The 25,298-nt window shown below is 45.5% G+C and carries 19 protein-coding genes; 12 read left to right on the forward strand and 7 right to left on the reverse strand.

Annotated features, from left to right (window positions below):
• Positions 1-55 precede the first annotated feature (55 nt).
• Positions 56-1,372, reverse strand: coding sequence for a multifunctional CCA addition/repair protein (locus BCU34_RS00530; protein WP_102478468.1), 1,317 nt, complete (start codon positions 1,370-1,372; stop codon positions 56-58).
• 36 nt (positions 1,373-1,408) lie between these two features.
• Between BCU34_RS00530 and BCU34_RS00535 the strand changes: the two genes are divergently transcribed.
• Positions 1,409-3,079 (forward strand): ExeA family protein, encoded by a 1,671-nt coding sequence (locus BCU34_RS00535; RefSeq protein WP_181359721.1) that lies wholly within the window; start codon positions 1,409-1,411, stop codon positions 3,077-3,079.
• Positions 3,079-4,014: a general secretion pathway protein GspB gene (locus BCU34_RS00540; protein WP_102478466.1), complete on the forward strand. Its 936-nt coding sequence runs from the start codon at positions 3,079-3,081 to the stop codon at positions 4,012-4,014. The genes BCU34_RS00535 and BCU34_RS00540 overlap by 1 nt, the downstream gene beginning before the upstream one ends.
• A gap of 105 nt (positions 4,015-4,119) precedes the next feature.
• On the opposite strand, the gene BCU34_RS00545 is transcribed toward BCU34_RS00540, so the two are convergent.
• From BCU34_RS00545 to BCU34_RS00555, 3 genes are all read right to left on the reverse strand, one after another.
• On the reverse strand, positions 4,120-4,731 hold the full coding sequence (locus BCU34_RS00545; protein WP_019826861.1) for a TIGR04211 family SH3 domain-containing protein: 612 nt from the start codon (positions 4,729-4,731) through the stop codon (positions 4,120-4,122).
• A 205-nt stretch (positions 4,732-4,936) separates the two neighbouring features.
• Positions 4,937-6,199 (reverse strand): inorganic phosphate transporter, encoded by a 1,263-nt coding sequence (locus BCU34_RS00550; RefSeq protein ID WP_017061418.1) that lies wholly within the window; start codon positions 6,197-6,199, stop codon positions 4,937-4,939.
• A 128-nt stretch (positions 6,200-6,327) separates the two neighbouring features.
• On the reverse strand, positions 6,328-7,008 hold the full coding sequence (locus BCU34_RS00555; RefSeq protein ID WP_010434644.1) for a TIGR00153 family protein: 681 nt from the start codon (positions 7,006-7,008) through the stop codon (positions 6,328-6,330).
• 207 nt (positions 7,009-7,215) lie between these two features.
• Between BCU34_RS00555 and BCU34_RS00560 the strand changes: the two genes are divergently transcribed.
• A complete protein-coding gene (locus tag BCU34_RS00560; RefSeq protein WP_048609673.1) occupies positions 7,216-8,733 on the forward strand; it encodes an inorganic triphosphatase in 1,518 nt (505 codons plus the stop codon).
• 51 nt (positions 8,734-8,784) lie between these two features.
• On the opposite strand, the gene BCU34_RS00565 is transcribed toward BCU34_RS00560, so the two are convergent.
• The gene (locus BCU34_RS00565) at positions 8,785-9,534 is read right to left on the reverse strand and encodes a potassium channel family protein (RefSeq protein ID WP_102433159.1); all 750 of its coding nucleotides are present in this window, start codon (positions 9,532-9,534) and stop codon (positions 8,785-8,787) included.
• A gap of 97 nt (positions 9,535-9,631) precedes the next feature.
• On the opposite strand from BCU34_RS00565, the gene BCU34_RS00570 reads away from it, so the two are divergent.
• From BCU34_RS00570 to hldE, 3 genes are all read left to right on the forward strand, one after another.
• Complete coding sequence (locus tag BCU34_RS00570; protein ID WP_048658011.1) at positions 9,632-10,888, forward strand: methyl-accepting chemotaxis protein; 1,257 nt, start codon at positions 9,632-9,634, stop codon at positions 10,886-10,888.
• Positions 10,889-11,088: 200 nt separating this feature from the next.
• The gene (gene glnE / locus BCU34_RS00575) at positions 11,089-13,938 is read left to right on the forward strand and encodes a bifunctional [glutamate--ammonia ligase]-adenylyl-L-tyrosine phosphorylase/[glutamate--ammonia-ligase] adenylyltransferase (protein WP_102478465.1); all 2,850 of its coding nucleotides are present in this window, start codon (positions 11,089-11,091) and stop codon (positions 13,936-13,938) included.
• 120 nt (positions 13,939-14,058) lie between these two features.
• Entirely contained in the window at positions 14,059-15,489 is a 1,431-nt protein-coding gene (gene hldE / locus BCU34_RS00580; protein ID WP_048658013.1) for a bifunctional D-glycero-beta-D-manno-heptose-7-phosphate kinase/D-glycero-beta-D-manno-heptose 1-phosphate adenylyltransferase HldE, read from the forward strand.
• 92 nt (positions 15,490-15,581) lie between these two features.
• Here hldE and tolC read toward each other — a convergent pair whose 3' ends face one another.
• Positions 15,582-16,907 carry an outer membrane channel protein TolC gene (tolC, locus tag BCU34_RS00585; protein WP_048658014.1) on the reverse strand — a complete coding sequence of 442 codons (1,326 nt, stop codon included), beginning with the start codon at positions 16,905-16,907 and terminating at the stop codon, positions 15,582-15,584.
• A gap of 227 nt (positions 16,908-17,134) precedes the next feature.
• On the opposite strand from tolC, the gene nudF reads away from it, so the two are divergent.
• The 6 genes from nudF to parC all read left to right on the forward strand — a co-directional run bounded on the left by nudF (position 17,135) and on the right by parC (position 24,096).
• Complete coding sequence (gene nudF, locus BCU34_RS00590) at positions 17,135-17,764, forward strand: ADP-ribose diphosphatase (protein ID WP_102480613.1); 630 nt, start codon at positions 17,135-17,137, stop codon at positions 17,762-17,764.
• Positions 17,765-17,768: 4 nt separating this feature from the next.
• Complete coding sequence (locus BCU34_RS00595) at positions 17,769-18,209, forward strand: DUF1249 family protein (protein WP_004736016.1); 441 nt, start codon at positions 17,769-17,771, stop codon at positions 18,207-18,209.
• 59 nt (positions 18,210-18,268) lie between these two features.
• Entirely contained in the window at positions 18,269-19,093 is an 825-nt protein-coding gene (cpdA, locus tag BCU34_RS00600; protein WP_048658016.1) for a 3',5'-cyclic-AMP phosphodiesterase, read from the forward strand.
• Positions 19,094-19,108: 15 nt separating this feature from the next.
• Positions 19,109-19,714 carry an esterase YqiA gene (gene yqiA, locus BCU34_RS00605; protein WP_102480614.1) on the forward strand — a complete coding sequence of 202 codons (606 nt, stop codon included), beginning with the start codon at positions 19,109-19,111 and terminating at the stop codon, positions 19,712-19,714.
• 239 nt (positions 19,715-19,953) lie between these two features.
• Positions 19,954-21,834 carry a DNA topoisomerase IV subunit B gene (gene parE / locus BCU34_RS00610; protein ID WP_017061428.1) on the forward strand — a complete coding sequence of 627 codons (1,881 nt, stop codon included), beginning with the start codon at positions 19,954-19,956 and terminating at the stop codon, positions 21,832-21,834.
• A 3-nt stretch (positions 21,835-21,837) separates the two neighbouring features.
• Positions 21,838-24,096: a DNA topoisomerase IV subunit A gene (gene parC, locus BCU34_RS00615; protein WP_048658018.1), complete on the forward strand. Its 2,259-nt coding sequence runs from the start codon at positions 21,838-21,840 to the stop codon at positions 24,094-24,096.
• Positions 24,097-24,212: 116 nt separating this feature from the next.
• Here parC and degS read toward each other — a convergent pair whose 3' ends face one another.
• Positions 24,213-25,277: an outer membrane-stress sensor serine endopeptidase DegS gene (degS, locus tag BCU34_RS00620; protein WP_102480615.1), complete on the reverse strand. Its 1,065-nt coding sequence runs from the start codon at positions 25,275-25,277 to the stop codon at positions 24,213-24,215.
• Positions 25,278-25,298 lie beyond the last annotated feature (21 nt).

Consider the following 25,298-nt stretch of genomic DNA (forward strand, 5'->3'; position numbering starts at 1 on the left):
GAAAAACCCGCTTAGTCGCGGGTTTTTTAATGCGTGCTTACTAACGGAATGAAGACTAATTATCAGTGAGTTCTGATAACGCGTTTTCGATGGCCGCTGCTCTGCGCTTCTCTTGTTCTTCTCGAATATCTTTACCTTTGAAACCATCGGCAATGATTGCTTTGACTTCAACTTGAAGTGCCGCTTTATAGGCTGCTTCAAAACGAGCCTTTTGAGGGTAAGGCTGATCTTGTAACCCTTTACGGCCAGCGTGGTCAGCTTGGCAGCAAAGCAAGATGTCGTTAAGTCGATCTGGTTTGCGCCAAACATCGAACTTGTTGAGAACTTTAAGGAAGGTGGTTGGCTTTAACTCACCTGCACGATGGATATTAGAATGCTGCTCGCACACTAACAGCGCAAGATCTCTGAACTCATTAGGTACTCTGACTCGTTCACATAGCTTTTTGATGATCTTAACACCTGTGTGGCAGTGCATTTTGTGGCTTGGCCACTCACTTTCAGGTGTAACGCCTTTACCTAAGTCATGCACTTGAGCAGCAAAGCGTACTGGTAACGATGGGCTTAATAGCGCTGCTTGTTGAGCAACCATCAGCGTGTGAATCCCGGTGTCGATTTCAGGGTGCCATTTTTCAGGTTGAGGGACACCAAATAGAGCGTCAATCTCTGGCAAAACAACCGTTAATGCACCACACTCTTTCAACACTGAAAGGAACACTTCTGGATGTGGCGTACTAAGTGATTTGTGCCACTCTTGCCAAACTCGTTCGGCTGTAAGGTGTGCCAGTTCTCCTGATTCAACGATGGTCGCCATCATGGTCATGGTTTCAGGTGCAATCGTAAAGTTTAGGTGCTGAAGCTTGGCAGCGAAACGGGCAACACGCAGCACACGAAGCGGATCTTCAACAAAGGCATCGGATACGTGTCTAAGAATACGATCGGAGAGATCTTGTTGGCCATGGTAAGGATCGTGAAGGTTGCCTGCATCATCTTGTGCGATGGCGTTAATGGTTAGATCTCGGCGCATCAGATCTTCTTCCAAACCCACGTCTGGAGCGAAGTAACATTCGAAGCCTGTGTAACCAGAGCCTGATTTTCTCTCGGTGCGAGCCAGTGCGTGCTCTTCCTTGGTTTTTGGATGCAGGAATACCGGGAAGTCTTTACCCACCGCAGTGAAGCCAAGGCTTTCCATCTGTTGAGGCGTACTGCCGACCACGACCCAATCTTTATCATAGCTATCAATATTGAGTAGCTTATCGCGCACTGCCCCACCGACTAGATAGCGCTGTAGCCCATTCTCTTCTGGTAGGCTATCGTATATTTGCAACTTATCACCTCGAAATGTTTTATCACTGCTGGACTTTACGGCAAGCAATGGTACTTTCCATTAATCGTAATTATAGGGCAGCACATGTATAAGGAATATTTTGGCTTCGTTGAGATGCCATTTTCGATTGTACCAAATTCTCGCTATTTGTTTTTGAGTCAACGCCATCAAGAAGCGATGCAGAACCTACAAGCCGGTTTAGGCGAAGGTGGGGGCTTTGCAATGCTCACTGGTGAGGTGGGTACAGGGAAAACAACGGTTGCTAAGGCGATGTTGTCTTCTTTGGATCGTCATACTCAGGCTGGCCTTATACTTAACCCTACGTTTTCCAATACGGATTTACTTGAAGCTATCTGCGATGAGTTTGAGGTCGAGTATCCAGAACAAGCATCCTTGAAGCAGCTGAGTCAGGCGATTTACTACTTCTTATTGGATAGCCATGCAGAGGGCATTCAAACCTTATTGGTGATAGACGAAGCTCAACACCTTGCTGCCGATGTGTTGGAGCAGCTTCGCCTTTTAACTAATTTGGAAACCGACAGTCGTAAGCTATTAAAAGTATTGTTGGTTGGTCAACCTGAATTACAACAGCATTTGCAGACTACACAACTGCGTCAATTGGCGCAGCGTATTACAGGGCGTTATCATTTATTGCCTCTCAATATTGAAGAGACCGGTAAGTACATCGCGTTTCGTCTGGAGACGGCAGGTGGCGAGCAGATGTTGTTCTCGAATCGCTCCGTTAAGCTGATCGCCCAATATACTCATGGTATTCCAAGGCTCATTAACTTGGTGTGCGACAAGGCCCTACAGTTAGCTTTTCATGATGGAGAGCAAACACCGAGCAATGAAACGGTCAATAAAGCCTGCCAGCAGGTGATGGCGTTTCAAGCCGAGGTTTACCATGTCGATAAACCTCGCGCAGCGAGCGCGATACCAAAGCTCGTTCAGTACGCTGGTGCAGCTACCTTGAGTGTCGCACTTGCGATGGCAACTTTTAACTTTGCCCCAACGTACATAGATTCATGGTTAACAACCGAGCCTTCAAATGAAGCCCAAACAGTAAGCTCAGCCAAGATGCAGCGGTCGTTAGTGGTGGATATGCCTAAGGCTGTTTCTGAGCCAGAAACAGACAAGTTCGCGCTGCCACCACATATTCAACAACACTTGATGCAAGGGACTAACCGCTCGCTGGCTATCAAGGATTTATACACCCTTTGGGGATACCAGTCTTCATTGCGAGACGGTTTATGTCTAAGCGAGCCGCAAAGTGTTTTCGTATGTGAACAGCAACAATCTAGCTTGGATGACTTACTTGAGTTAGGCGTTCCTGTGGTGTTGAACTTAGACATAGAACAAGAATCTGTGTTTGCGGTGCTTTATGGCGTATCACAAGATTCTGTCGAACTACTGGTTAACGAAAAACTCTTAGTCATGCCGAAGCAATCTCTAGAGCAGATCTGGCAGGGTGATTATGTCGCGATTTGGAAACAGCCGCTGCGAGAGACGCTGAAAGAGGGTTACCAAGGTGAAGCTGTGGCTTTGCTTGATTTGTTGCTTTCTGAGGTGTTGGGAGAGGTTGTGTCTGGTAGTGATGTATTTGATTACGAATTAAAAATGAAGGTTGAAGCGTTTCAAACTTGGCAAAGTATGTCGGTCGACGGCATCGCAGGTCAACGAACATTAGCAAGGTTGCAAAGATTAGCTCAGCTTGATTCTCCGAAGTTGATGTCATTAAGTGGAGGGGCAAGCTAATGTCACGCATTATGCACGAGCTGAATCAGTCTTCGGTTACACAATCATCTATCAATAAACCTAGCTTTAAAGGCTACCAAAATCATCATGTGCCGAACTCGGCAAAGGGCATCAGTAACAAACGTGGTTCGTCGTTAGCCATGGGGTTACTTCTTTTGCTTGTGCCTTCTTTGTTGGTAGGCGGTACCTTGGTTTATCAATCATACAATCAACATCAAACTGCGCCTCAGCTATTATCCGCGACGCTTCCTAATACACAAACACAGCCAGTTATTGAATCTCAAATTTCTGATGTGGATACTGCAGACTTGAATGCTGTGGAAGAGGTTAAAGATGACCCCTTGTTTGTGGTTCGTCCTGCGCCAGTTAGCCAAACTTTGAAAGCTCTGCCACGTCAAGAGATGTATGCACAGGTTGACTCTGAAAGTACAAATGTCGCAGGCGGATCTATTGTGCCTTTGGCTAGCTCAGAGAGCAGTGCTCGAGCGTCAGAGGAATCAGAACTGTCACTGGTTCAGCCTGGTGTCAGCAATGAAAACACTGCTCTGCAATCGGATAGTGATCTGCTGCAAGGGCTAGACCTCAGTGAGTTACCTCCTGATTTAGCATTGAAGCTTGAATCCATTATGGGTGAGCAACAAAGCGCTCCTGAGCCGATGGACTCTAGACCTGCAGGGCAAAGAGGTTCTCAGGTCATTGAATTGGAAACGCACACTAATAGCTTATCAGGAGTGCTACCTAAGTTAGACCTACAAACTCATATGTACTCGAGTAGCGAAACCAAGCGTTGGGTAAAAGTGAACGGCCAAGAAGTGGCTCAAGGAGATTGGATTGGACAAGACATTCAATTACTTGAGATTAAGCCACAATCGGTAATCATAGAGTTCAATCAGCAGAAGATAGAAATCCCAGCTCTGTACGAATGGAAAGGCTAGCGAGTTCTATAAGTATTTAGATAACAGACAAATAAAAAGGAGCACCTAGGTGCTCCTTTTTGATATTCGATACTGAATTTACTGTACCTGATACAAGCGTTAAGTCTACGCCCAACCGTTTGGTGACTTTCTGCGACGAGGCATGATGTGTGGCAGAACAAGGCCAAGAAGTAGACCAATACCCGCAACACCACCACCGTACATGAAGTACTTTAATAGTAGGTCGTCTTTTTGAGTGTCTAGCTTAGCGCGTAGTTCACGGTTCTCTGTTTGAGAGCTCGTCAGCTGCTGGCTAATTTCACTGTAGTTCTGTTCTAGTTCAGCAATCTGCTTGTTACGAGAATCTAGAGAGCTTGCTAGGCCAGCTTTTTCGCTGTCAGCACTCTGACGAGCGTTCGCTAGCTTACCTTTAACTTCTGTCAGCTCTTTCTCTAGCTTAGGCATGCGCAGTGCCATGCTTTCTTTTGTGCTTACAAACTTGCTTTCAACCCAACCTTTACGGCCACGGTTGTCTTGAATTTGGGTGTAACCTGTACTCTTGTTAGTTTGTAGGTATGTAATCTTTTCACCAGCATCAACACTACCTATGATACGGAAGGTGTTGTTTGGGCCAGAATGCATATAAGTAAATAGTTTGTCAGCAATATAACGGTCTTGTGCAAAGGCAGCTGGAGCCGCAAGCATTGCGAACAAAACTAAGCTAATCAGTTTTTTCACAGTAAATCCCTTAACGATTCAAATTGGGTAGGCGTATGAGTCAGCCTCAATCAGCAAATAATATTTAGTTTCTTTATGCGGTGCAACAAAGAAGGGAGGCAAAGCCTCCCTTTCTGTGCGTTTGAGTCAATAATGACATGGCATTTACATATCGTTACTGAAGCTCACACTATTCTGACGCTAGTATTCACTAACGCGGTCGCGATTACATAGTAAACGCAGCTTGAATTCCGTAGAAGAACACAACAGCAAGTAGAGCACCTGCAGGCAGTGTCACAATCCAAGAAGCCACGATATTACGTACAACGCCTAAGTTTAGTGCTGCGATACCACGAGCAAAACCAACACCTAATACTGCACCAACTAGTGTCTGTGTAGTAGAGATTGGAAGGCCAGTACCTGAAGCTAGTACAACCGTACATGCAGTTGCAAGTTGTGCAGCAAAGCCACGGCTTGGTGTTAATTCTGTAATACCAGTACCAACGGTTGCCATTACTTTATGACCCATTGTTGCAAGACCAACAACGATACCGAAACCACCTAGAGGAAGAATCCACCATGCGATAGTACTCTTACCTGTGATTTCACCCATGTGCTCAACGGTTGATACAACAGCAGACAGTGGACCAATCGCGTTCGCAACGTCGTTTGAACCGTGTGCAAATGCCATCGCACAAGCTGTGATAACCATTAGTACCGAGAAGATGCCTTCAACACCGGCAAAGCCGTGGTCTTCTTCGCGGTTAGCAAATTTCTTCTGGATGTATAGGTAACCGCCGATCATAACAAGCGCAGAAACGCCAGCAGCCCAAACCCATGCTTCAGTGTTGCTTAGGTGAAGACCAACGTGTTTAAGACCTTTCTTGATGGTTACAAGTGCAATCACCATCGTTGTGATGAACATGTATACCGGTACAAAGCGCTTCGCGTTGAATAGCGGGTTCTCTGTATCAAAAATCAGTCGTTGAGCACTTACAAATATCACGTAAGCGAAGAAGCCGGAAATAACGGGTGTGATAATCCAACTGCCCACAATACCTTGAACACTGTTCCAGTCTACAGCTTCAGTACCTACAGAAATACAAGCAAAACCGATGATTGCACCGATGATTGAGTGAGTCGTAGAAACCGGCCAGCCCATGTAAGAAGCTAGAAGTAGCCATGTACCAGCAGCAAGAAGTGCTGACATCATGCCGTACACAAGTACATCTGGTTGATGAGCGAATAGAGACGTTTCGATAACACCTTTACGGATCGTGTCTGTTACTTCGCCGCCCGCAAGGTAAGCACCTGCGAATTCAAAGATCATTGCGATAATGATCGCTTGTTTAACGGTTAGAGCTTTAGAGCCTACTGAGGTGCCCATTGCGTTCGCAACGTCATTTGCACCAATACCAATAGCCATCAAGAAACCGAAAGCTGCTGCAACAATAATCAGGACAGTGCCGTAGTTAGCAAGGATATCCATCGTAATACCTAGTTGTTTGATAACAAGCGGAACAAATTTAGACGCAAAAAACCGCTCAGCGAGAGAAATACTCAGCGCATAAGTGGTTTGTTCAAAAAATGCTCTTCGTTATATGGTTAACGTATGATTTAAGATCGAGAAAGCATTACTTCAAGACGAGCGCCTACACGCTGTGCTTGATCTGCAATACCACCAACCCATTCAAGAATTTTGTATAAGAACATGATATCAACTGGATTCAGATCGCCTTCAATCGCCATTAGTTGTTGGCGTAGTTCGATCTGCATCGCATCCGTGTCATCTTCAATTACATCTAATTGATGAATCATTTCGGCAACGAGTGTTACTTCACGGCCTTTAAAGCCAGTCTCAAGTAATTCGTCTAATTCATTGATTACGTTTTGTGCTTGGTTCGCTGCATCTAGACAACGTTTAACGTAAGCGATGAAGTTTTCTTGCATAGGAGCAGGAATGACAAGTTGACGACCATATACACGGCCAGCAATGTCTTTCGCTAGGTTTGCGAGTTTGTCTTGTTGCGTTAATAGCTCCAACATATCGGTGCGATCAACTGGCATAAACAAACCACGAGGAAGTTTAAGGCGAATTTCACGTTTTAGTACGTCAGCTTCTTTCTCAAGGTGAGAAATTTGAGCTCGAATTTCTGATGCTTTTTCCCAGTCACCTTTTGAAGAAACTTCAAAGAAATTAACTAGGTGAGAACAACATTCGTTCACGCATACTACGTGACGCTGCAAAGGTTTAATTGGGGACTTTGCAAATAACCCCATAATTGTATTTACTGGCATGGTCATCCAACCTAATAAATAATAACCTTAAAACAACATACACCATATTCATGGTGAAATGTTAAGCGATGGCTACAAAGTCGCGCATGTTAACCTAATCAATCTCTCATTAAAACTGTTTTAGATCATCATAAGGGCGATATTTCTGACTTGCCGACTTTTCAAATTGGCAATATCCTGTCCCTATCTTCACAGAAAGGTATAACTATGGAAACCGAGATAGAACTGAAGTTTTTTGTTTCTCCTGAATTTTCAGAGACTTTACGCAATAAAATTGCTGAAACTAAAGTACTTCAGCACAGTTGTCGTGAGCTAGGTAACATCTACTTTGACACCGCTGACAACTGGCTACGTAAGCACGATACCGGCTTACGCATTCGACGCTTTGATGACGTATTTGTACAAACCGTAAAGACAGCGGGTCGTGTGGTTGCTGGCCTGCATCAAAGGCCTGAATACAATGCAGAACATGACAGCAACGAACCTAAGCTAGCCCTGCACCCAGAGGATATCTGGCCGGCAGGTAAAGACATCGAAACGTTGCAAGCTGAGCTGACTCCTCTGTTCTCTACCAACTTCACGCGCGAGCAGTGGTTGATTGGTATGCCTGATGGCAGTCAAGTCGAGGTCGCATTCGACCAGGGCTTCGTTGAGTCAGGTGACCTGCAAGAACCGATTTGCGAAGTCGAATTAGAACTTAAATCTGGTCAAACGGATGCGCTATTTACATTGTCTCGCCAATTCTGCGAACAAGGTGGCATGCGTTTGGGCAATCTAAGCAAAGCTGCTAAGGGTTACCGCCTTGCTCAAGGTTATCAAGGAGATGAAGTTACTCCTTTGACTTTAGTTGATACTGATAAAAGTGATACCGTTGAATCGTGTTTCATTCAATCTTTAGAGCACGCTCTCGCTCATTGGCACTATCATGAGCAGATCTTCACCGAGCGCCAATCTATTGAAGCGTTACATGAGATCAGTCACTCACTCAGTTTTATTCGTCAAACCTTTACTATCTACGGTGGCATTGTCCCAAGACGTGCGAGTGCTATTTTACGTCAAGAGTTGAAGTGGCTTGAGCAAGAGCTCGACTGGCTGAAAAGCTATGACCATTTCGAAGACTTGCTGGAAGATAAAGGCCATGTACTACGTAAACTCGATGCACGTAAGTTCTTAGTGGCTGAGCTTAAAGAGATGCAAGAGCAACTGCCAGATCGTGAAGAGCTGCTTACCTTGTTGAGCTCTGCTCGTTACACTGGTTTATTGTTAGATCTGAGCCGCTGGATCTTGTCTCGTGGCTGGCAACCTTTCTTAGATGAGAAAGCGCGTGAACAAATGGGTCGTGGTATCGAATGGTTTTCCGTGCAGCAACTCGATCGCACATGGGCTGACTTGATGGAAGCTTTCCCGCCAGAACGAGTGATGACCAGCCAAGCGTATATTGAACAGCAATACCGTTTGATGCGTAATCTGTATTCTGGTGTTGGCTTCGCGAGTTTATATGATGACGCTGAACGAAACAGCTTCCGCTTGCCATGGGCCGATATGGTGCAAGGTATTGATGACTTGCTGGCACTTAAAACATTAGAGCCTTTGACTGAGAAGTTGGAAGGCGACGAGAAGGTTCAGCTAGAGCGTTGGTTGGCTCGTCAAGAAGTATCTATTCTGCATGCGATGGAACAGACACGCCAAATCAGTGTTGAGGTTGAGCCATACTGGCAAGACTAAACTCAATACCTGTATCAATATAAGTATGAATTTGAAAATAGGGCTCCGGCCCTATTTTTTTGTTTGTTGCTCAAGCTTTTCGAGTCGCTCTAAGATCTTCTGTTGTTGCTCAATGATCTTCTCAAGGTGCTTCTCTTTGTTTTCCGCGCGTTGATTCTCATGATGAGTTGGAGAGGTGATCAAAGAAGTAATCAAGCCTGAAATCATACCAAACACACCCACACCGCAAATGATCACCAGAGAGGCAACTAATTTTCCTGAGCTCGTGACGGGATAATGATCGCCATATCCCACGGTACTGATGGTCACGAAAGCCCACCATAACGCATCTTGTCCAGTGGTGATGTTGGCGTTGGGATCTTTGTGCTCTAACAGCAGTATTGTCCCAGCTCCTATGGTCAGGAGAATGATCAGCAGCAATATAATCGAGGCGAGGGTGGTCTCTTTACGATTGCGAAATAGCTCTCTTAACACTCGTTTACCCGAACGAAGAACAAGAATTACACGTAAGATCTGAAAAATGCGAGCGAAACGAAGTGGTTCGATCATTGGGATGCTTGCTAAGAAATCGATCCAGTGTACTTTTAGATATTCTTTTTTGTTTTGTGATCTGAATAGATCAATTGTGAGCTGAAAAAGAAAAACACTACAGATTATAAAATCGAGGCCGATAAGGACTTGTTTCGATTCTTTGTCGATCGGTACGAACAATAAGCCTGAGATCACAAATAACGCTAAGAAAGAGAGAATCAGTGACAATAAGCTCATCGGCTTGGTGGCGTCTTTGGTATTATTCAACATTCATACGAGGCTCAAAATAAATCGCGAACTTTGACTGACATAGCCACCTCGCGGATATAGAAGCCATCAATATATAAGAATTAATGGAGAACTGACAATGACTAAACTGTCATTCAAGCCGTGGGAAAGGATAATCTCTGACGTTCGTCTCGTTCCAAAAATGGTCATGTTGATGATATTCAGTACAATCCTGATCATTTCGAAGCAGCTATGGGACGCAAGTACGTTTTACGATTCATTGCTTGCTGTAACCAACAATGCGCAAGTCGCACAACAGCATTACGAGACTTACTTAGTTCAAGTGGCTTGGCAAACAGCCTTGATGATTATTGTGTTTGTGGTTCTTCTATTAGCAGCGGCGCGCGTTATGCTGCGCCAGACTCAATACCTTAATGACGCCATTAAAACCATGGCCGACAAGAACTTATCAGTGCCGATTCAAATGGACTGTAAAGATGAATACGGCGATGTGGCACGTGAACTCGAAAAAACTCGCGTTCAACTGAACGACATGATCAAAACTCAGGTGGCCTCTTCTGATGAACTGTTTGCTCTGACGGAAGTGATGACCATCAGCATGTCTGAAACCAAAGAATCAGCTCAAGAAGAGTTCAATGAGATCGATCAGCTGGCAACAGCAATGAGTGAGATGACCTCTACAGTGCAAACTGTAGCCGAACATGCGCAAAGCGCTTCTTCATTGACGGAACAGGCATCTGGCCAAGCATTGACGGGACAGAAGTTCGTTCAAGGGTCTGTTTCTAAGATGAGTGAGCTATCTTCAGATATCGCAGCATCTGCAGCAGCGGTAAACCAAGTAGAAGAGCGCGTTGACTCAATTGGCAGTGTGGTTGGTACTATCCAAGGCATTTCAGAACAAACAAACCTACTAGCATTGAACGCTGCAATTGAAGCGGCACGTGCAGGTGAAGCGGGTCGTGGTTTTGCTGTTGTTGCTGATGAGGTTCGTAACCTTGCACAGCGCACTCAGCAAGCGACTGTCGAGATTCAAGATATGATCAGTCATCTGCAAAGCAGCGCTAACTCTGCGGTAGAACTGATGGAGAAGAGTGTTGTTGAAGCGGCTGAAGGTGTGGATCTGGTGACTAACGCGGGCTCTGAGCTTGATGGTATCGTAAGCCAAGTAAACCAAATTAATGATATGAACTTCCAGATCGCGACCGCTGCAGGTCAACAGAGCAGCGTTGCAGAAGAGATGAGTGTCAACCTGACCAATGTTCGTGAGCTTGTCGAAGCTTCAGTTGTGGTTGTTGGTGAGCTGTTGGAGACCTCTCAGCTTATGGAAAGCAACGCACAAGAACTCGACGGTAAGATTAAGCAATTTAAGGTTTAGTCATGTTCTCTAAATCCTTATTGCTAGAGCCTGTTTTCTAGAGAGAAAGGCCTAACTCGCTAAGTTAACCGATAAAACGCCCACATTGCTAATGTGGGCGTTTTTTATTGGCGTAACTTTGGTATAACTTATCTTTAGTTTTATGAAGACTCGAACCGATAACCCGAACGTTCGTCGCGCAGCTTATACAAGGAAGAAACATGCCATTGCCTTCTCAACTCGTCACTCACTCACAGTCTGCTTTTGAGCAATTATTAGAGCATCAAAGTGAAGCCATCGATACTTGGTCTGAGCAACAGACTGAGGAGCTTAAACGTGTACTCGGTTTAAGCTGTTTTATTGGTGATTGCCTGCAGCGTGATACGGTTTTATGTGGTGATTTACCTGATATGTTGGCATGTGCAGAGCGTGCTGAAGGGTACCGAGAGCGACTGGCTGGATTACTTTCTGGTTGTGCTGATGAAATGAGTGGTCAGCGCGTGCTGCGTCAATTCCGCAATCGAGAAATGACCTATATTGCTTGGCGTGATTTTATGGGCTCATGGGAGTTAGAACAGAGCTTAAGTCACCTATCGATGTTAGCTGAGGCGATGATCTTCGAGACCTATCAATGGCAGTACGATATTTGCTGTAAAGAGTGGGGCACACCATGCAATGAACAGGGTGAAGCACAGCCGATGCTGATCATTGGCATGGGTAAGCTAGGTGGCGGTGAGCTCAACTTCTCTTCTGATATCGACCTGATTTTTACTTATCCTGAAAATGGCGAAACCCAAGGTGCAAGACGAAGTATCGCCAACGCACAATTTTTCACACGCTTGGGGCAACGAATTATCAAGGCGCTTGATCAGCAAACCTTTGACGGGTTCTGCTATCGCGTCGATATGCGCCTGCGTCCATTCGGTGAGAGTGGTCCATTGGTGATGAGCTACGCTGCACTGGAAGATTACTACCAAGAGCAAGGTCGCGATTGGGAACGCTATGCGATGGTGAAAGCGCGAGTGATGGGCAGCGAAATGTACCCTGAATACCAAGAGCTCCGCCAGATGCTGCGCCCATTTGTATTCCGTCGTTATATCGATTTCAGTGCGATTCAATCTTTGCGTCGTATGAAGTCGATGATAAGCAGCGAAGTACGTCGTCGTGGATTATCAAACAACATCAAGCTGGGGTCTGGTGGGATTCGCGAAGTGGAATTTATTGCACAAGTATTCCAATTGATTCGTGGTGGCCGTGAACCGAGCCTTCGTGGTCGAGGGTTACTGGAAACCTTAAGCGCGATTGAATCACTTCATCTGTTAGAGGCAGAAGAGGTAGGGCACTTACGTGAGGCTTATCTGTTTTTGCGTCGCCTTGAGAACCTGTTGCAAGCAATGGCCGACAAGCAAACTCAAACCTTACCTGACGGTGAATTCGAACAGTTGCAACTCGCTGTCGCAATGCAATTCACTGATTGGGATAGTTTGATTGAGGCAACTCGTGCTCATATGGCCAATGTACATACCGTGTTCGAAGATCTGATTGGTGTTGATGAAGATGACGCCAACCCGATTGCGAGTCACTTTAGTGAACTGTGGGATATGGCCCATAAACCAGATGTGATTGAACATGTTCTGGAACATGATATTGCGATTGCTAACCCACCGGAAGCCGCGAAAACGATTATTCAATTTAAAGCCGATTTGGCTAAGAAGACCCTTGGCCCACGCGGCCGTGAAGTCCTCAATCGATTGATGCCGAAAGTGTTTCAAGCACTGTACACTGCTAAGGATGCCGAGTTTGGTTTGTCTCGAGTACTGCATCTACTGCATAAAATCGTTACCCGTACCACTTACCTTGAACTACTAGATGAGCACCCTGCCGCGTTGACTCAGCTTGTACGCCTATGTACCGCTAGCCCGATGATCTCCGAGCAATTGGGTCGTTACCCAATTCTGTTAGATGAACTTATCGACCCTCAGCAACTCTACAACCCAGTGCCTTTGGAGTCGTATAAAACAGAGCTGCGTGATTACCTAGCCCGTATCCCTGAAGATGATATGGAGCAACAGATGGAAGGCCTGCGCCAGTTTAAGCAGACCTGTATCCTGAGAATTGCAGCCGCGGATATAGCGGGCGCTCTACCTGTCATGAAGGTCAGTGATCACTTGACCTACTTAGCCGAAGCGATTGTTGAGGCGGGGGTCAATCAAGCTTGGTTACAAGTATCGGCCAAGTTTGGTGAGCCGACTCATGTTAAAGATCGCGAAGGTCGCGGTTTTGCGGTTGTTGGTTACGGTAAGGTCGGTGGTTGGGAGCTTGGCTACAACTCAGACTTAGACATTGTGTTTATGCACGACTGCCCGGTACACATCTATACTGATGGTAAGAAAGAGATCGATGGACGCCAATTTTATCTGAGGTTGGCACAGCGTATTATTCATATTTTCTCGACTAGAACCGCTTCTGGCATTCTGTACGAAGTCGACACTCGTCTACGCCCTTCTGGTGCATCTGGTTTGTTGGTTAGTCCAACTGATGCCTTTGATGAGTATCAGCACAATGATGCGTGGACGTGGGAGCATCAAGCTTTGACTCGCGCTCGCATGATTTATGGCGATGACTTATTGGCTGCGGCATTTAACAAAACGCGTCATGAGGTTCTGTGTTTGGCTCGTGATGAAGCGACGCTTAAAAAGTCTGTTGTGGATATGCGTGAAAAAATGCGCGGTCATCTTGGCGGTAAAAAAGCCGATCGATTCATGCTCAAACAAGATGCGGGTGGTATTACCGATATCGAATTTTTGGCGCAATATTTAGTCCTTCGGTACAGCAATGAGAAGCCAAAGCTTACTCGTTGGTGTGATAATGTACGAATCTTTGAAAGCCTGCTGTCACAAGGGATTATGGACGAGCAACAAGGCATGGCATTAACCCATGCTTATACAACGTTAAGAGATGAAATCCACCACCGCAATCTACTCAATCTTGATGCGGATGTGGCAATTAATAAGTTTGAAATGGAAAGAGAACACGTGGTTCGAGCATGGAAGCAGTGGATGGAAGCGTAGCTTGTCTTTTGCTTAGCTATCACAGTGCCTATCGAGGTAGGCTTTACTCATTTTTCTAAGGTTTAGCCACTGTAATCAGTGTGCTAGACTCTAGCCAGATTCGATTTTTGGAGCTCAACAATGAAACCAATTCTACCTGACTACAGCCAATCAGGTGTTCTTATTGTCGGTGACGTCATGCTTGATCGTTACTGGTATGGTCCAACTGGCCGTATTTCACCAGAAGCACCTGTACCCGTTGTAAAAGTAGAAAATAACGAAGAGCGTCCAGGTGGTGCTGCCAACGTTGCAATGAACATTGCCTCTCTTGGTGGTCATGCTCATGTTGTTGGTTTAACTGGTAAAGATGAACCCGCCGAGGTGTTAAAAAATACTTTGGGCGCACTAAAGGTTAAGTGTGATTTCGTTGAGTTAGAAGACTATCCAACCATCACAAAACTACGAGTGATGAGCCGTGGTCAGCAGTTGATTCGTCTTGATTTTGAAGACAAATTTGAAAACACTAATCCAGAGCTTATTCTGTCTCGCATGGAGCAAGCACTGCCAAATGTCCGTTCGGTTATCTTGTCAGATTATGCGAAGGGTGCATTAGAGCATGTACAGAGCTTCATTCAAAAAGCACGCGCAGCGAATGTTCCAGTATTCATCGATCCAAAAGGCGCGGATTTAGAGCGCTACCGTGGTGCGACTTTGCTTACGCCAAATATGGCGGAGTTCGAGCTAGTTGCAGGTAAAGTTAAATCAGAAGAAGACCTTATCGAGAAGGGCATTGCCTTGATCGAAAAATATGATTTTGAAGCTTTGTTGGTGACTCGCAGCGAGAACGGTATGACTCTGCTGCGTAAAGGTCAGGCACCGTTCCACTTACCGACTCAAGCCAAGGAAGTGTACGATGTCACAGGTGCCGGCGATACGGTTATCTCTGTCCTTGCAGCTTCTGTTGCTGCTGGTAAACCTCTGGATGAAGCGTGTGCATTAGCGAATGCGGCTGCTGGTGTAGTTGTTGGTAAGCTAGGTACATCGACACTGTCTACGATAGAATTAGCGGAAGCGATTCACGGTAGCCAAGATACAGACTACGGCGTTATCTCTGAAGCAGCACTGGTTGAAGCGGTGAAGCGTGCTCGTGCGAAAGGCGAGAAAGTGGTTATGACCAATGGCTGCTTTGATATTCTGCACGCTGGGCATGTTTCTTACATGAATCATGCTGCTGAGTTGGGCGATCGTTTGATCGTTGCGGTTAATACTGATGAATCAGTAAAACGTTTGAAAGGTCCAGGTCGTCCTGTGAATCCAACTGATCGTCGTATGGCGGTATTGGCTGGCTTAGGTGCGGTTGATTGGGTTGTACCATTCTCTGAAGATACTCCTCAACGTTTAATCTCTGAGGTATTGCCAAGCATTCTTGTTAAAGGCGGTGATTACAAACCTGAAGAGATCGCTGGTGGTGCGGAAGTGATTGCTGCTGGTGGTGAAGTGAAAGTACTTAATTTTGAAGATGGTTGCTCTACCACTGAAATCATTAAAGCGATTAAAGGTGGCCGAGGCTAACCTTCGGTCTTTTAGCTTCTATGCTAGCTTTTGAATAGATAATAAAAATGCCGCTCAATGAGCGGCATTTTTGTAACTTAAGTAATTCTGAATTACTTACTTGCTACTTTTAGACCTGCGTTTACATCAACGATGTCTTGTTCGCTTAGCGTACCAACCGCTTGGCGAAGCTGAAGTACACTTAGGATATAGTTGTAACGAGCATCTGAAAGGTTTTTGTTCGCATCGTATAGACGACGAGTTGAATCTAGTACGTCAACGATAGTACGAGTACCCACATCAAAACCTGCTTCTGTCGCTTCTAGAGCTGATTGAGCAGAAACTACAGATTGTTCGTAAGCGCGTAGCGCACCGATCGAAGCACTGATGTTGTTGTTGAACGCACGTACGTCTTTTACAACGCTACGGTAAGTCGCTTCTAGATCTTCACTTGCTGCAACGTAGTTGTATTCAGCCTGTTTAGTCAATGAAGTTGTGTTGCCACCCGTGTATAGAGGTACAACTAAGTTCAAACCAATGTTTAGGTTGTCTTGGTCGTAATCTTGGGTGCTGTTTGATTGATCTGAAAGAGCGTAGCTACCATCTAGTGTTAAGCTTGGTAGGTGACCAGAGCTTGCTAGAGAGATGTTGTCTTTTGCTACGTCTTGAGAGATACGTGCAGCCAATAAGCTAAGGTTCTTTTGTTCTGCTTGTTCAACAAGCGCAACAGCAGACTCAGAAGATTTGCTTGCTGAGAAACGATCAGTATCTAGGATGCTTAGGTTAGAGTGTTCCTGACCTGTAATCTCACGTAGACCTTCGTAGCTATTCGTTAGGTCGTTCTCTGCAAGAACTTCATCAGCCAAAACGCCATCGTACTGAGCTTGCGCATCATGTACATCGGTGATTGCTGAAAGACCTACTTCAAAACGCTGTTTAGTTTGCTCTAGTTGACGAGCAACTGCTGCTTTCTCTGCACGAACAAATTCTAGGTTATCTTGAGCGCGAAGTACTTCGAAATATGCTGTCGCAACACGAAGAATCAAGGCTTGTTGTTCTGCCGCGTAAGCTGAATCAGATTGACGAGCGGTTTTCTCTGCCGTATCTAGTGTGATCCATGAAGAGCGCTGATAAAGCTCTTGGCTGAAGCCGATAGCAGCTCCCCAAGTGTTGTTATCAATGCTTGAATTACCAACACCTGATGTATCTCGATCACCACGATTAATGTCGTAGTTTGCTGTTAGGTTAATTTGTGGTAGCAAATCACTACGGCTTGACGTTACTGCTTCAAAAGCGGCATCGCGCTGCGCTGCTGAACGAAGAAGTTGTGGATCGTTCTGTTTTGCTTGGTCGTAAACTTCAGCTAGCGTATCAGCAAAAGCTGACGAACTCAGGCTGCCAATTGCTGCACTGATAAATAGTGGAAGCAGTTTTTTCATTTTCCTATTCCTGCCTTTTATGGAGTTTTCTTTAAAAGAGTTTAACCCAGTTTGGTGGTAATTTACTCGAAACTTTGCACTTTTTTACAGTTAACTGTCCACTTGTGCAATATTTATTTTTTAAAACTTAACTTTAATTATAAATTTTATATAAAAAGTTGAACCTTATCCTTGGTAGTTAACTCGGACAATGAGTAAACTATAAAGATCACTTAGTGAGGTACCAAATGCAACAGTATGACAATCAACGACATGAGTTTACTCCGCAAGATGTGGAAATAGTCTCAAAAGAGACGCTGTTTCGTGGTTTTTTCAAAATGGTTAAGTACACATTTAAACATAGACTGTTTGAGGGCGGCTGGAGCCGACCAATAGAGCGTGAGATGTTTGAGCGTGGACATGCTGCTGCTTTGCTACCTTATGATCCTGTGCGTGACGAAGTTGTGATCGTCGAACAGATCCGTGTCGGTGCTCTAGAGCATGAGACCCCATGGCAATACGAAATTGTTGCTGGGATCATTGATACCGATGAATCACCACAAGATGTCGCTCGTCGTGAAGCGATGGAAGAAGCCGGGGTCGAAGTCGGATCTGTGTTGCCTATTACTTCGTATTACCCTTCATCTGGTGGTTGCTCAGAAAAGCTCGACGTCTTTGTTGGCTGTGTTGATGCAACGACAGCCAAAGGGGTACACGGATTGGACTACGAAGGTGAAGACATTCGCGTACAAGTGATGAGTCGTGAAACTGCTTATCAGTTGGTAAAAGACGGTGTGTTTGAAAATGGAGCCACGATCATTGCGCTACAGTGGCTACAATTGAACTACCAAGAATTACAGTCAGAGTGGATAGATTAACGTCATGCCAAATATAGCAGTCAAGAAACCGTATCATGTTGATCTTGCTGAATTGATGCGAGTTTACGAGACGAACTATGCCAAACTGAACGCTTTGTTACCGGTTGGACATGAAGTTGGTGACGTTCGCTGTTACCAAGCCGTTAATATGGTGTATCAATTGACAGTGAATGAGGTCACAAAATACACCACATTAATAGATATATGTCAGAGTGACGCGATGCCAGTGTTTCCTTTGCCAAAAATGTCTGTCAGGCTATATCACGACGCTCGAGTTGCAGAAGTGTGCGCTAGCGGGGATTTTTCAAGAGTCAAAGCGAAATATGACTATCCCAACACTAAGCTTCTGCAAAAGGACGAGAAATTTCAATTGAATAAATTTCTTGGGGAATGGTTAACGTTTTGTTTAAAAACGGGTATCAGCCGAACCCCAATTACCTTTTAATTGAGCCTATTTATCAACACTTTTAAAGTCTAAACAGTAACGTATCTGGATTTGTTATTTTGGAATTATCACACACTTCAAAATTTGATGAGAGCACTATTAAGCTTGTGCAGCTAACGGACACGCATTTGTTTGCGCCGAGCAATGGCAGCTTATTAAGCATCAACACTCAAGATAGCTTTCGTGCTGTAGTCGATGGTATTGTTAGTCAGGGTTTTGACTATCAAGCGATTTTAGCAACCGGTGATATCTCTCAAGATCACAGTGCTGAGTCGTACCAGAAATTTGAGTCAGGGATTCAACCTTTGGAAAAGCCATGCTATTGGCTGCCAGGGAACCATGACTTTAAGCCTAATATGGGCAGTGTTTTACCATCACCACAAATACAGTGTGTTGAGCATGTCTTGCTAGGCGATAACTGGCAGATGGTGATGCTAGACTCGCAGGTGGTTGGTGTGCCTCATGGTCGCCTTAGCGATCAACAGCTTGATCTGTTAGAACAAAAGCTGACGGAATTCCCTGAACGTAATACTTTGGTTCTATTGCATCACCATCCATTGCTGGTTGGCAGTGCATGGTTGGATCAGCATAACCTAAAAGACGCCGATCAATTTTGGGATGTGGTTCAACAGCACACCAATGTCAAAGCAGTATTGTGTGGTCACGTTCATCAAGACATGAATCGAGATCATTATGGTGTACAAGTCATGGCAACACCGTCGACTTGTGTGCAATTCAAACCTAACTCAGATGACTTCGCGGTAGATACTTTGTCTCCGGGCTGGAGAGAGATTGAATTACATCAAGACGGAACGGTCAGCACGCAAGTTCGTCGTTTGCCTCATGGGCAGTTCTTGCCTGATTTTGAAGCCGCTGGTTATTAATGAAGGTTGTTATTGATGTTAGGCTCTAATCAGCAAGCGACTAAGCCATCGCTGCTTCTCTATATTCACGGGTTTAACAGTTCATCACGTTCTCATAAAGCGAATGTGATGGCAGATTACTGTGCGGAGCATCGCGCTGATATTAAAGTCGTAACGCCTCAACTGCCGAGTCTCCCTAAGCAAGCGGCACTTCATTTGCAACAGCTGGTGGAGCAATACAAAGAGCAATATCAGATAGCGTTGGTCGGTAGCTCACTAGGTGGCTATCTTTCAACATGGCTGAATAGCCACTATGGTTTTAAAGCGGTGGTTGTAAACCCTGCAGTGAAGCCGTATGAGCTTCTTGCTGACTATTTAGGTGAACAAGTAAACCCATACACAGATGAACGATATGTACTGGAAACAAAACATATTGATGAACTGAAGGCGTTAGAGGTTTCGGCTATCGCTAAGCCGAGCGACTTCTGGTTACTTCAGCAAACGGAAGACGAAGTTCTGGATTACCGACAAGCGGTAGAGAAGTACCAAGGTGCAACACAGACAGTAGAAGAGGGCGGGGATCATAGCTTTGTTGATTTTGAACGCTACCCACAACAAATCATCACCTTTCTAAATCTTTAATCTGTTCCACCAACCAAGTGATTTTCTCTTGTTTGCCTGTTATTTCATCTATCAATGGTGAAATATCATAGTTTGATGTCTTAGTTTTTGAACTAGCTTGACATCATTACTCAGCTTCCAGACTATATTCCCCAATACTTCGCTCGTTCGCTCTACTATGACGGTTCATAGTAATGATTCTGCTTTAGTGAAACTGGAGCCAGCGAACTGACGCAAACTTTTTGAGTAAACTCCGTATTATGACTGAACAATATAATGCAAAAGACCTCGAGGTACTTGAAGGTCTCGATCCTGTGCGACACCGCCCAGGAATGTATACCGAGACAGAAAGACCTAACCACCTTGCCCAAGAAGTCATTGATAACTCGGTCGATGAAGCACTAGCGGGACACGCTAAGAAAATCAAAGTTGTGCTTCATGCAGACCAATCGTTAGAAGTTACCGATGACGGCCGTGGTATGCCTGTCGATATTCACCCAGAAAAAGGGATCTCAGGTGTTGAGCTGATTTTAACAAAGCTCCACTCTGGTGGTAAATTCTCGAACAACAACTACAAGTTCTCTGGTGGTCTGCACGGTGTAGGTATCTCGGTAGTAAACGCGCTGTCAAAACGTGTTGAAGTGACCGTACGCCGAGAAGGTCAGGTTCACGAGATCGCACTTGAAGGCGGTCATGCAGTAACAGAGCTTACTGTAACGGGCACTTGTGGTCATCGTAACAGTGGTACATCAGTACATTTCTGGCCTGATCCTAAGTACTTTGATAGCCCTAAATTCTCGACACTTCGTTTGATTAACAATCTACGTGCAAAAGCAGTGCTTTGCCCAGGTTTAGAAATTACCTTTATCGACAAAGTCGGTGGCGAAGAGCATAAATGGTTCTATGAAGATGGCCTAAAAGATTACCTTGCCGAAGGCGTGAAAGGTTATACCTTGCTGCCTGAAGAACCTTATGTTGGCGAATTCGTTGCTGAAACCGAAATGGCAAACTGGGCGATCATCTGGCAGCCAGAAGGCGGTGATATGATCACCGAGAGTTATGTGAACTTAGTACCGACTAAACAAGGTGGTACACACGTAAACGGTCTTCGCCAAGGTTTGCTTGATGCAATGCGTGAGTTCTGTGAATTCCGGAACTTGTTACCACGCGGCGTTAAGCTAACTGGCGACGATATTTTCGATCGCTGTTCGTACGTACTATCGGTGAAGATGCAAGATCCGCAGTTTGCAGGTCAAACAAAAGAACGCTTGTCTTCGCGTCAAACCGCTGCGTTTGTTTCTGGTGTGGTAAAAGATGCCTTTAGCCTGTGGCTGAACGAAAAGCCACAACTGGCAGAACAGTTGGCAGAAGCTTGTATTGCGAATGCCCACCGCCGTATGCGCGCAAGCAAAAAGGTTGTGCGTAAGAAAATCGCCTCAGGCCCAGCACTGCCGGGTAAGCTAACGGATTGTTCGGTTCAAGATTTAAGCCGTACTGAAATCTTCTTCGTGGAAGGGGACTCGGCGGGTGGTTCTGCTAAACAAGCGCGTGACCGTGAGTTCCAAGCGGTGATGCCACTTCGCGGTAAGATCCTAAATACGTGGGAAGTGTCGGCAGACCAAGTATTGGCTTCGCAAGAAGTGCACGATATCTCGGTAGCTCTGGGTATCGACCCGGACAACGATGACTTATCAGGCCTGCGTTACGGTAAGATCTGTATTCTTGCCGATGCGGACTCGGATGGTCTTCATATCGCGACACTGTTATGTGCATTGTTTACTCGCCATTTCCATGCTTTGGTTGAAGCGGGCCATATCTATGTGGCAATGCCTCCTCTGTATCGTATCGATTGCGGTAAAGAAGTGTTCTACGCACTCGATGACGCAGAGAAAGACGGTGTGCTTGAGCGACTATCGCAGAAGAAAGCCAAGATCAACGTGCAACGATTCAAAGGTCTGGGTGAAATGAACCCACTTCAGTTGCGTGAAACCACCATGGATCCAAACACTCGTCGCCTTGTTCAGTTAACGATTGATGACAGCGAAGCGACTAACGAGATGATGGACATGCTGCTTGGTAAGAAACGTGCAGATGATCGCCGTACATGGCTACAGACTAACGGTGATATGGCCGAGGTATAATGGATGTCTAACGAAATTACATATGATGGCGTTGAACAGCTGCCAATGCGCAAGTTCACCGAAGATGCCTACTTAAATTACTCAATGTACGTGATCATGGATCGTGCATTGCCGTATATCGGTGATGGCTTGAAGCCAGTACAGCGTCGTATTATCTACGCGATGTCTGAGCTGGGCTTATCGGCTGCATCGAAATACAAAAAATCAGCACGTACCGTTGGTGACGTATTAGGTAAGTATCACCCACACGGTGACTCTGCTTGTTACGAAGCGATGGTATTGATGGCGCAGCCGTTCTCTTACCGCTACCCATTAGTAGATGGTCAAGGTAACTGGGGGGCTCCTGATGATCCGAAATCGTTCGCTGCAATGCGTTATACCGAAGCAAAACTGTCTAAGTTTGCTGAAGTTCTGCTAGGCGAGTTAGGTCAAGGCACTGTTGACTGGCAACCAAACTTTGATGGCACGATGAAAGAGCCTCAAATGTTGCCTGCTCGTCTTCCACATATCCTGCTTAACGGTATCACTGGTATCGCGGTAGGTATGGCGACCGATATTCCACCACACAACGTGCGTGAAGTCGCTAATGCAGCCATTCACCTAATTGATACGCCTAAGTCTGAGCTTTCAGATGTGATGGGTTTCATTCAAGGTCCAGATTACCCGACAGAAGCTGAGATTATCTCTCCGAAATCGGATATCGAAAAGATCTACCGTACTGGACGTGGCAGCATCAAGATGCGCGCGGTTTGGCACAAGGAAGGCTCTGATATTGTTATCACGGCTTTACCTCATCAAGTGTCAGGTGCAAAGTTACTTGAGCAAATTGCTAACCAGATGCGTGCTAAGAAGCTGCCAATGGTTGACGACTTGCGCGATGAATCTGATCACGAGAACCCAACGCGTATCGTTGTCGTTCCTCGTTCGAATCGTATCGATTGTGATCAATTGATGAGTCACCTGTTCGCGTCGACGGATCTAGAGAAAAACTTCCGCGTTAACTTGAACATGATTGGTTTAGATAACCGTCCTCAGGTTAAAGGCTTAGTTCAAATCCTGAAAGAGTGGATCGAGTTCCGCCGCACAACAGTTCGTCGTCGTTTGCAGTACCGTTTAGATAAAGTACTGGCACGTTTGCACATCTTAGAAGGCTTACTTGCTGCTTATCTTAATATCGATGAAGTGATTGAGATCATTCGTACAGAAGACGAACCATGTCCTGTCCTTATGAGCCGTTTCAACATTTCTGAAGTTCAAGCTAATGCGATTCTTGATATTAAACTTCGTAACTTAGCTAAGTTAGAAGAGTTTAAAATCCGAGCTGAGCAAGAAGAGCTTGAAGCTGAACGTGAAAAGCTTGAAAAGCTACTCGGTTCAGAGCGTCGCTTGAATACGCTGATCAAGAAAGAAATCCAAGCAGATGCGGATAAATACGGCGATGATCGTCGTTCACCTCTGATTGAGCGTGCTGAAGCGAAAGCGCTAACAGAGCGTGACTTAGTACCAAGCGAACCAATCACAGTTGTGTTGTCTGAAAAAGGTTGGATTCGTCATGCCAAAGGGCATGAGGTTGATGCTGAAGGCTTGAACTATAAATCAGGTGATAAATTCCTAGCGAGCGCTAAGGGTAAGAGTAATCAACAAGCGGTGTTCCTTGGCAGTGATGGCCGAAGCTACTCCCTTGAATCACACTCATTACCGTCGGCACGTAGCCAAGGTGAGCCAATTACAGGCCGCTTGAACGTCAGCCCAGGTACTTCTATTCGCCAAGTGGTGATGGGAGAGAATGAGCAATTATGGTTAGTCGGTTCTGATGCAGGTTATGGCTTTGTTTGTAAGGGTAGCGACCTGCTATCTAAGAACAAGAGCGGTAAAGCGTTGGTTAACTTGCCACAAGCTTCTGAAGTGATGATGCCAAGTCCGATTGCTGATTTAGATAGTAACCAGATTCTGGCGATTACTAACCAAGGCCGTATGTTGTTGTTCCCTATTAAAGACCTACCTCAGTTGAGCAAGGGTAAAGGCAACAAGATCATCAACATCCCTTCGGCGAAAGCAAAAGAGCGTGAAGAGTTTGTCTCGCACTTGATGGCTATCCCAGAGAATGCGACGCTGACTATCTACGCCGGTAAACGCAAGCTTGGCTTGAAGCCTGCTGACCTTGAAAACTTCCGTGGTGAACGTGGTCGCCGTGGTGGCCTACTACCAAGAGGTTTACAGCGAGTGACTCGCATCGATATCGAAGAGCCAAGTGAATCGTAGAGATACCTGATACTATCTTTAGATAAAAGAAAACCCAGCCTGTGAGCTGGGTTTTTTGTATTTGTTTATTAGCAGCTTAAATCTAGCAGCTTGAACCACTGCTAACAGCGTTTGTTCTACAGGCGAGTATCTTCAGCAATTGTCACTTTGAGGGTTTTGTTTTCACCTTGGCGTAAGATTCCCACATCAATCTCGGTACCTGGACGCAAATCAGTAACAGTATCCATCACACTCTGACGACCATTTACCTGGTTATTATTGATACTTACAATAATGTCTTGAGCTTCAAAACCGGCATCCGCAGCGGGGCCATTTGGATCGATACCTAACACAACAATACCGCCGATATTCTTAGTACCCAACATGCGTGAGGTGACAGAGTTGATGTCTTGTCCATCGATACCGATATAACCACGAATTACACGGCCATCGGCGATGATCTTCTCCATGATTTTATTAGCAAGCGGATAGGGGATAGCGAATGAGATCCCATAGGTTTCCATGTCGGTAGCTTGTTGGAAAGAGGCGGTATTGATACCGACTAGCTCACCTTGTGAATTCACCAGTGCACCACCTGAGTTACCTTCATTGATTGCTGCATCGGTCTGGATAAAGGCTTGATGACCATCAGCACTGATCGAAGAGCGGCCAGTTGCAGAGATGATACCAAAGGTTGTTGTTTGACCTAGGTTATATGGATTACCTATCGCCAGTACCACATCACCAACATTGGCTTTGTAGCTTGGGTTTAATGGGATTACTGGTAGGTTGTCACCGCTGACTCTCAGTATCGCGATATCGGTGCGTTTGTCTGAGCCGACAAGTTGCGCTGCTGCTACTCGGCCATCTTGAAGGGCCACAACTATTTGGTCTGCTTGAGCCACAACATGGAAGTTGGTAATGATGTAGCCTTTCTCGCTAACAATCACCCCAGACCCCAAACCTTGAGTCAGTAGCTTGTTACGATCATCTTCGGCGTATTTACGGCTATAAATATTAACCACGGCAGGTGCCGCGCGGCGTACTGCTTGATTGAATGAAATCTGAAGAGAGCCAATATTGTCGACTTTAGGGTTAGTGACATCTGCAACAATAGCTGGTCTTAAGCTTGGAAAAGCGAGAAGAATCAGAGCCGCTGAAACGAGTCCAAGGGAAATAGAACGAAATAGAAAGGACAGCATGTTTCCCTCTTCAACAAGTAA

This window comes from Vibrio sp. 10N.286.45.E10, assembly GCF_002874195.2.
In the GTDB taxonomy this organism is placed as follows: Bacteria; Pseudomonadota; Gammaproteobacteria; order Enterobacterales; family Vibrionaceae; genus Vibrio; species Vibrio crassostreae.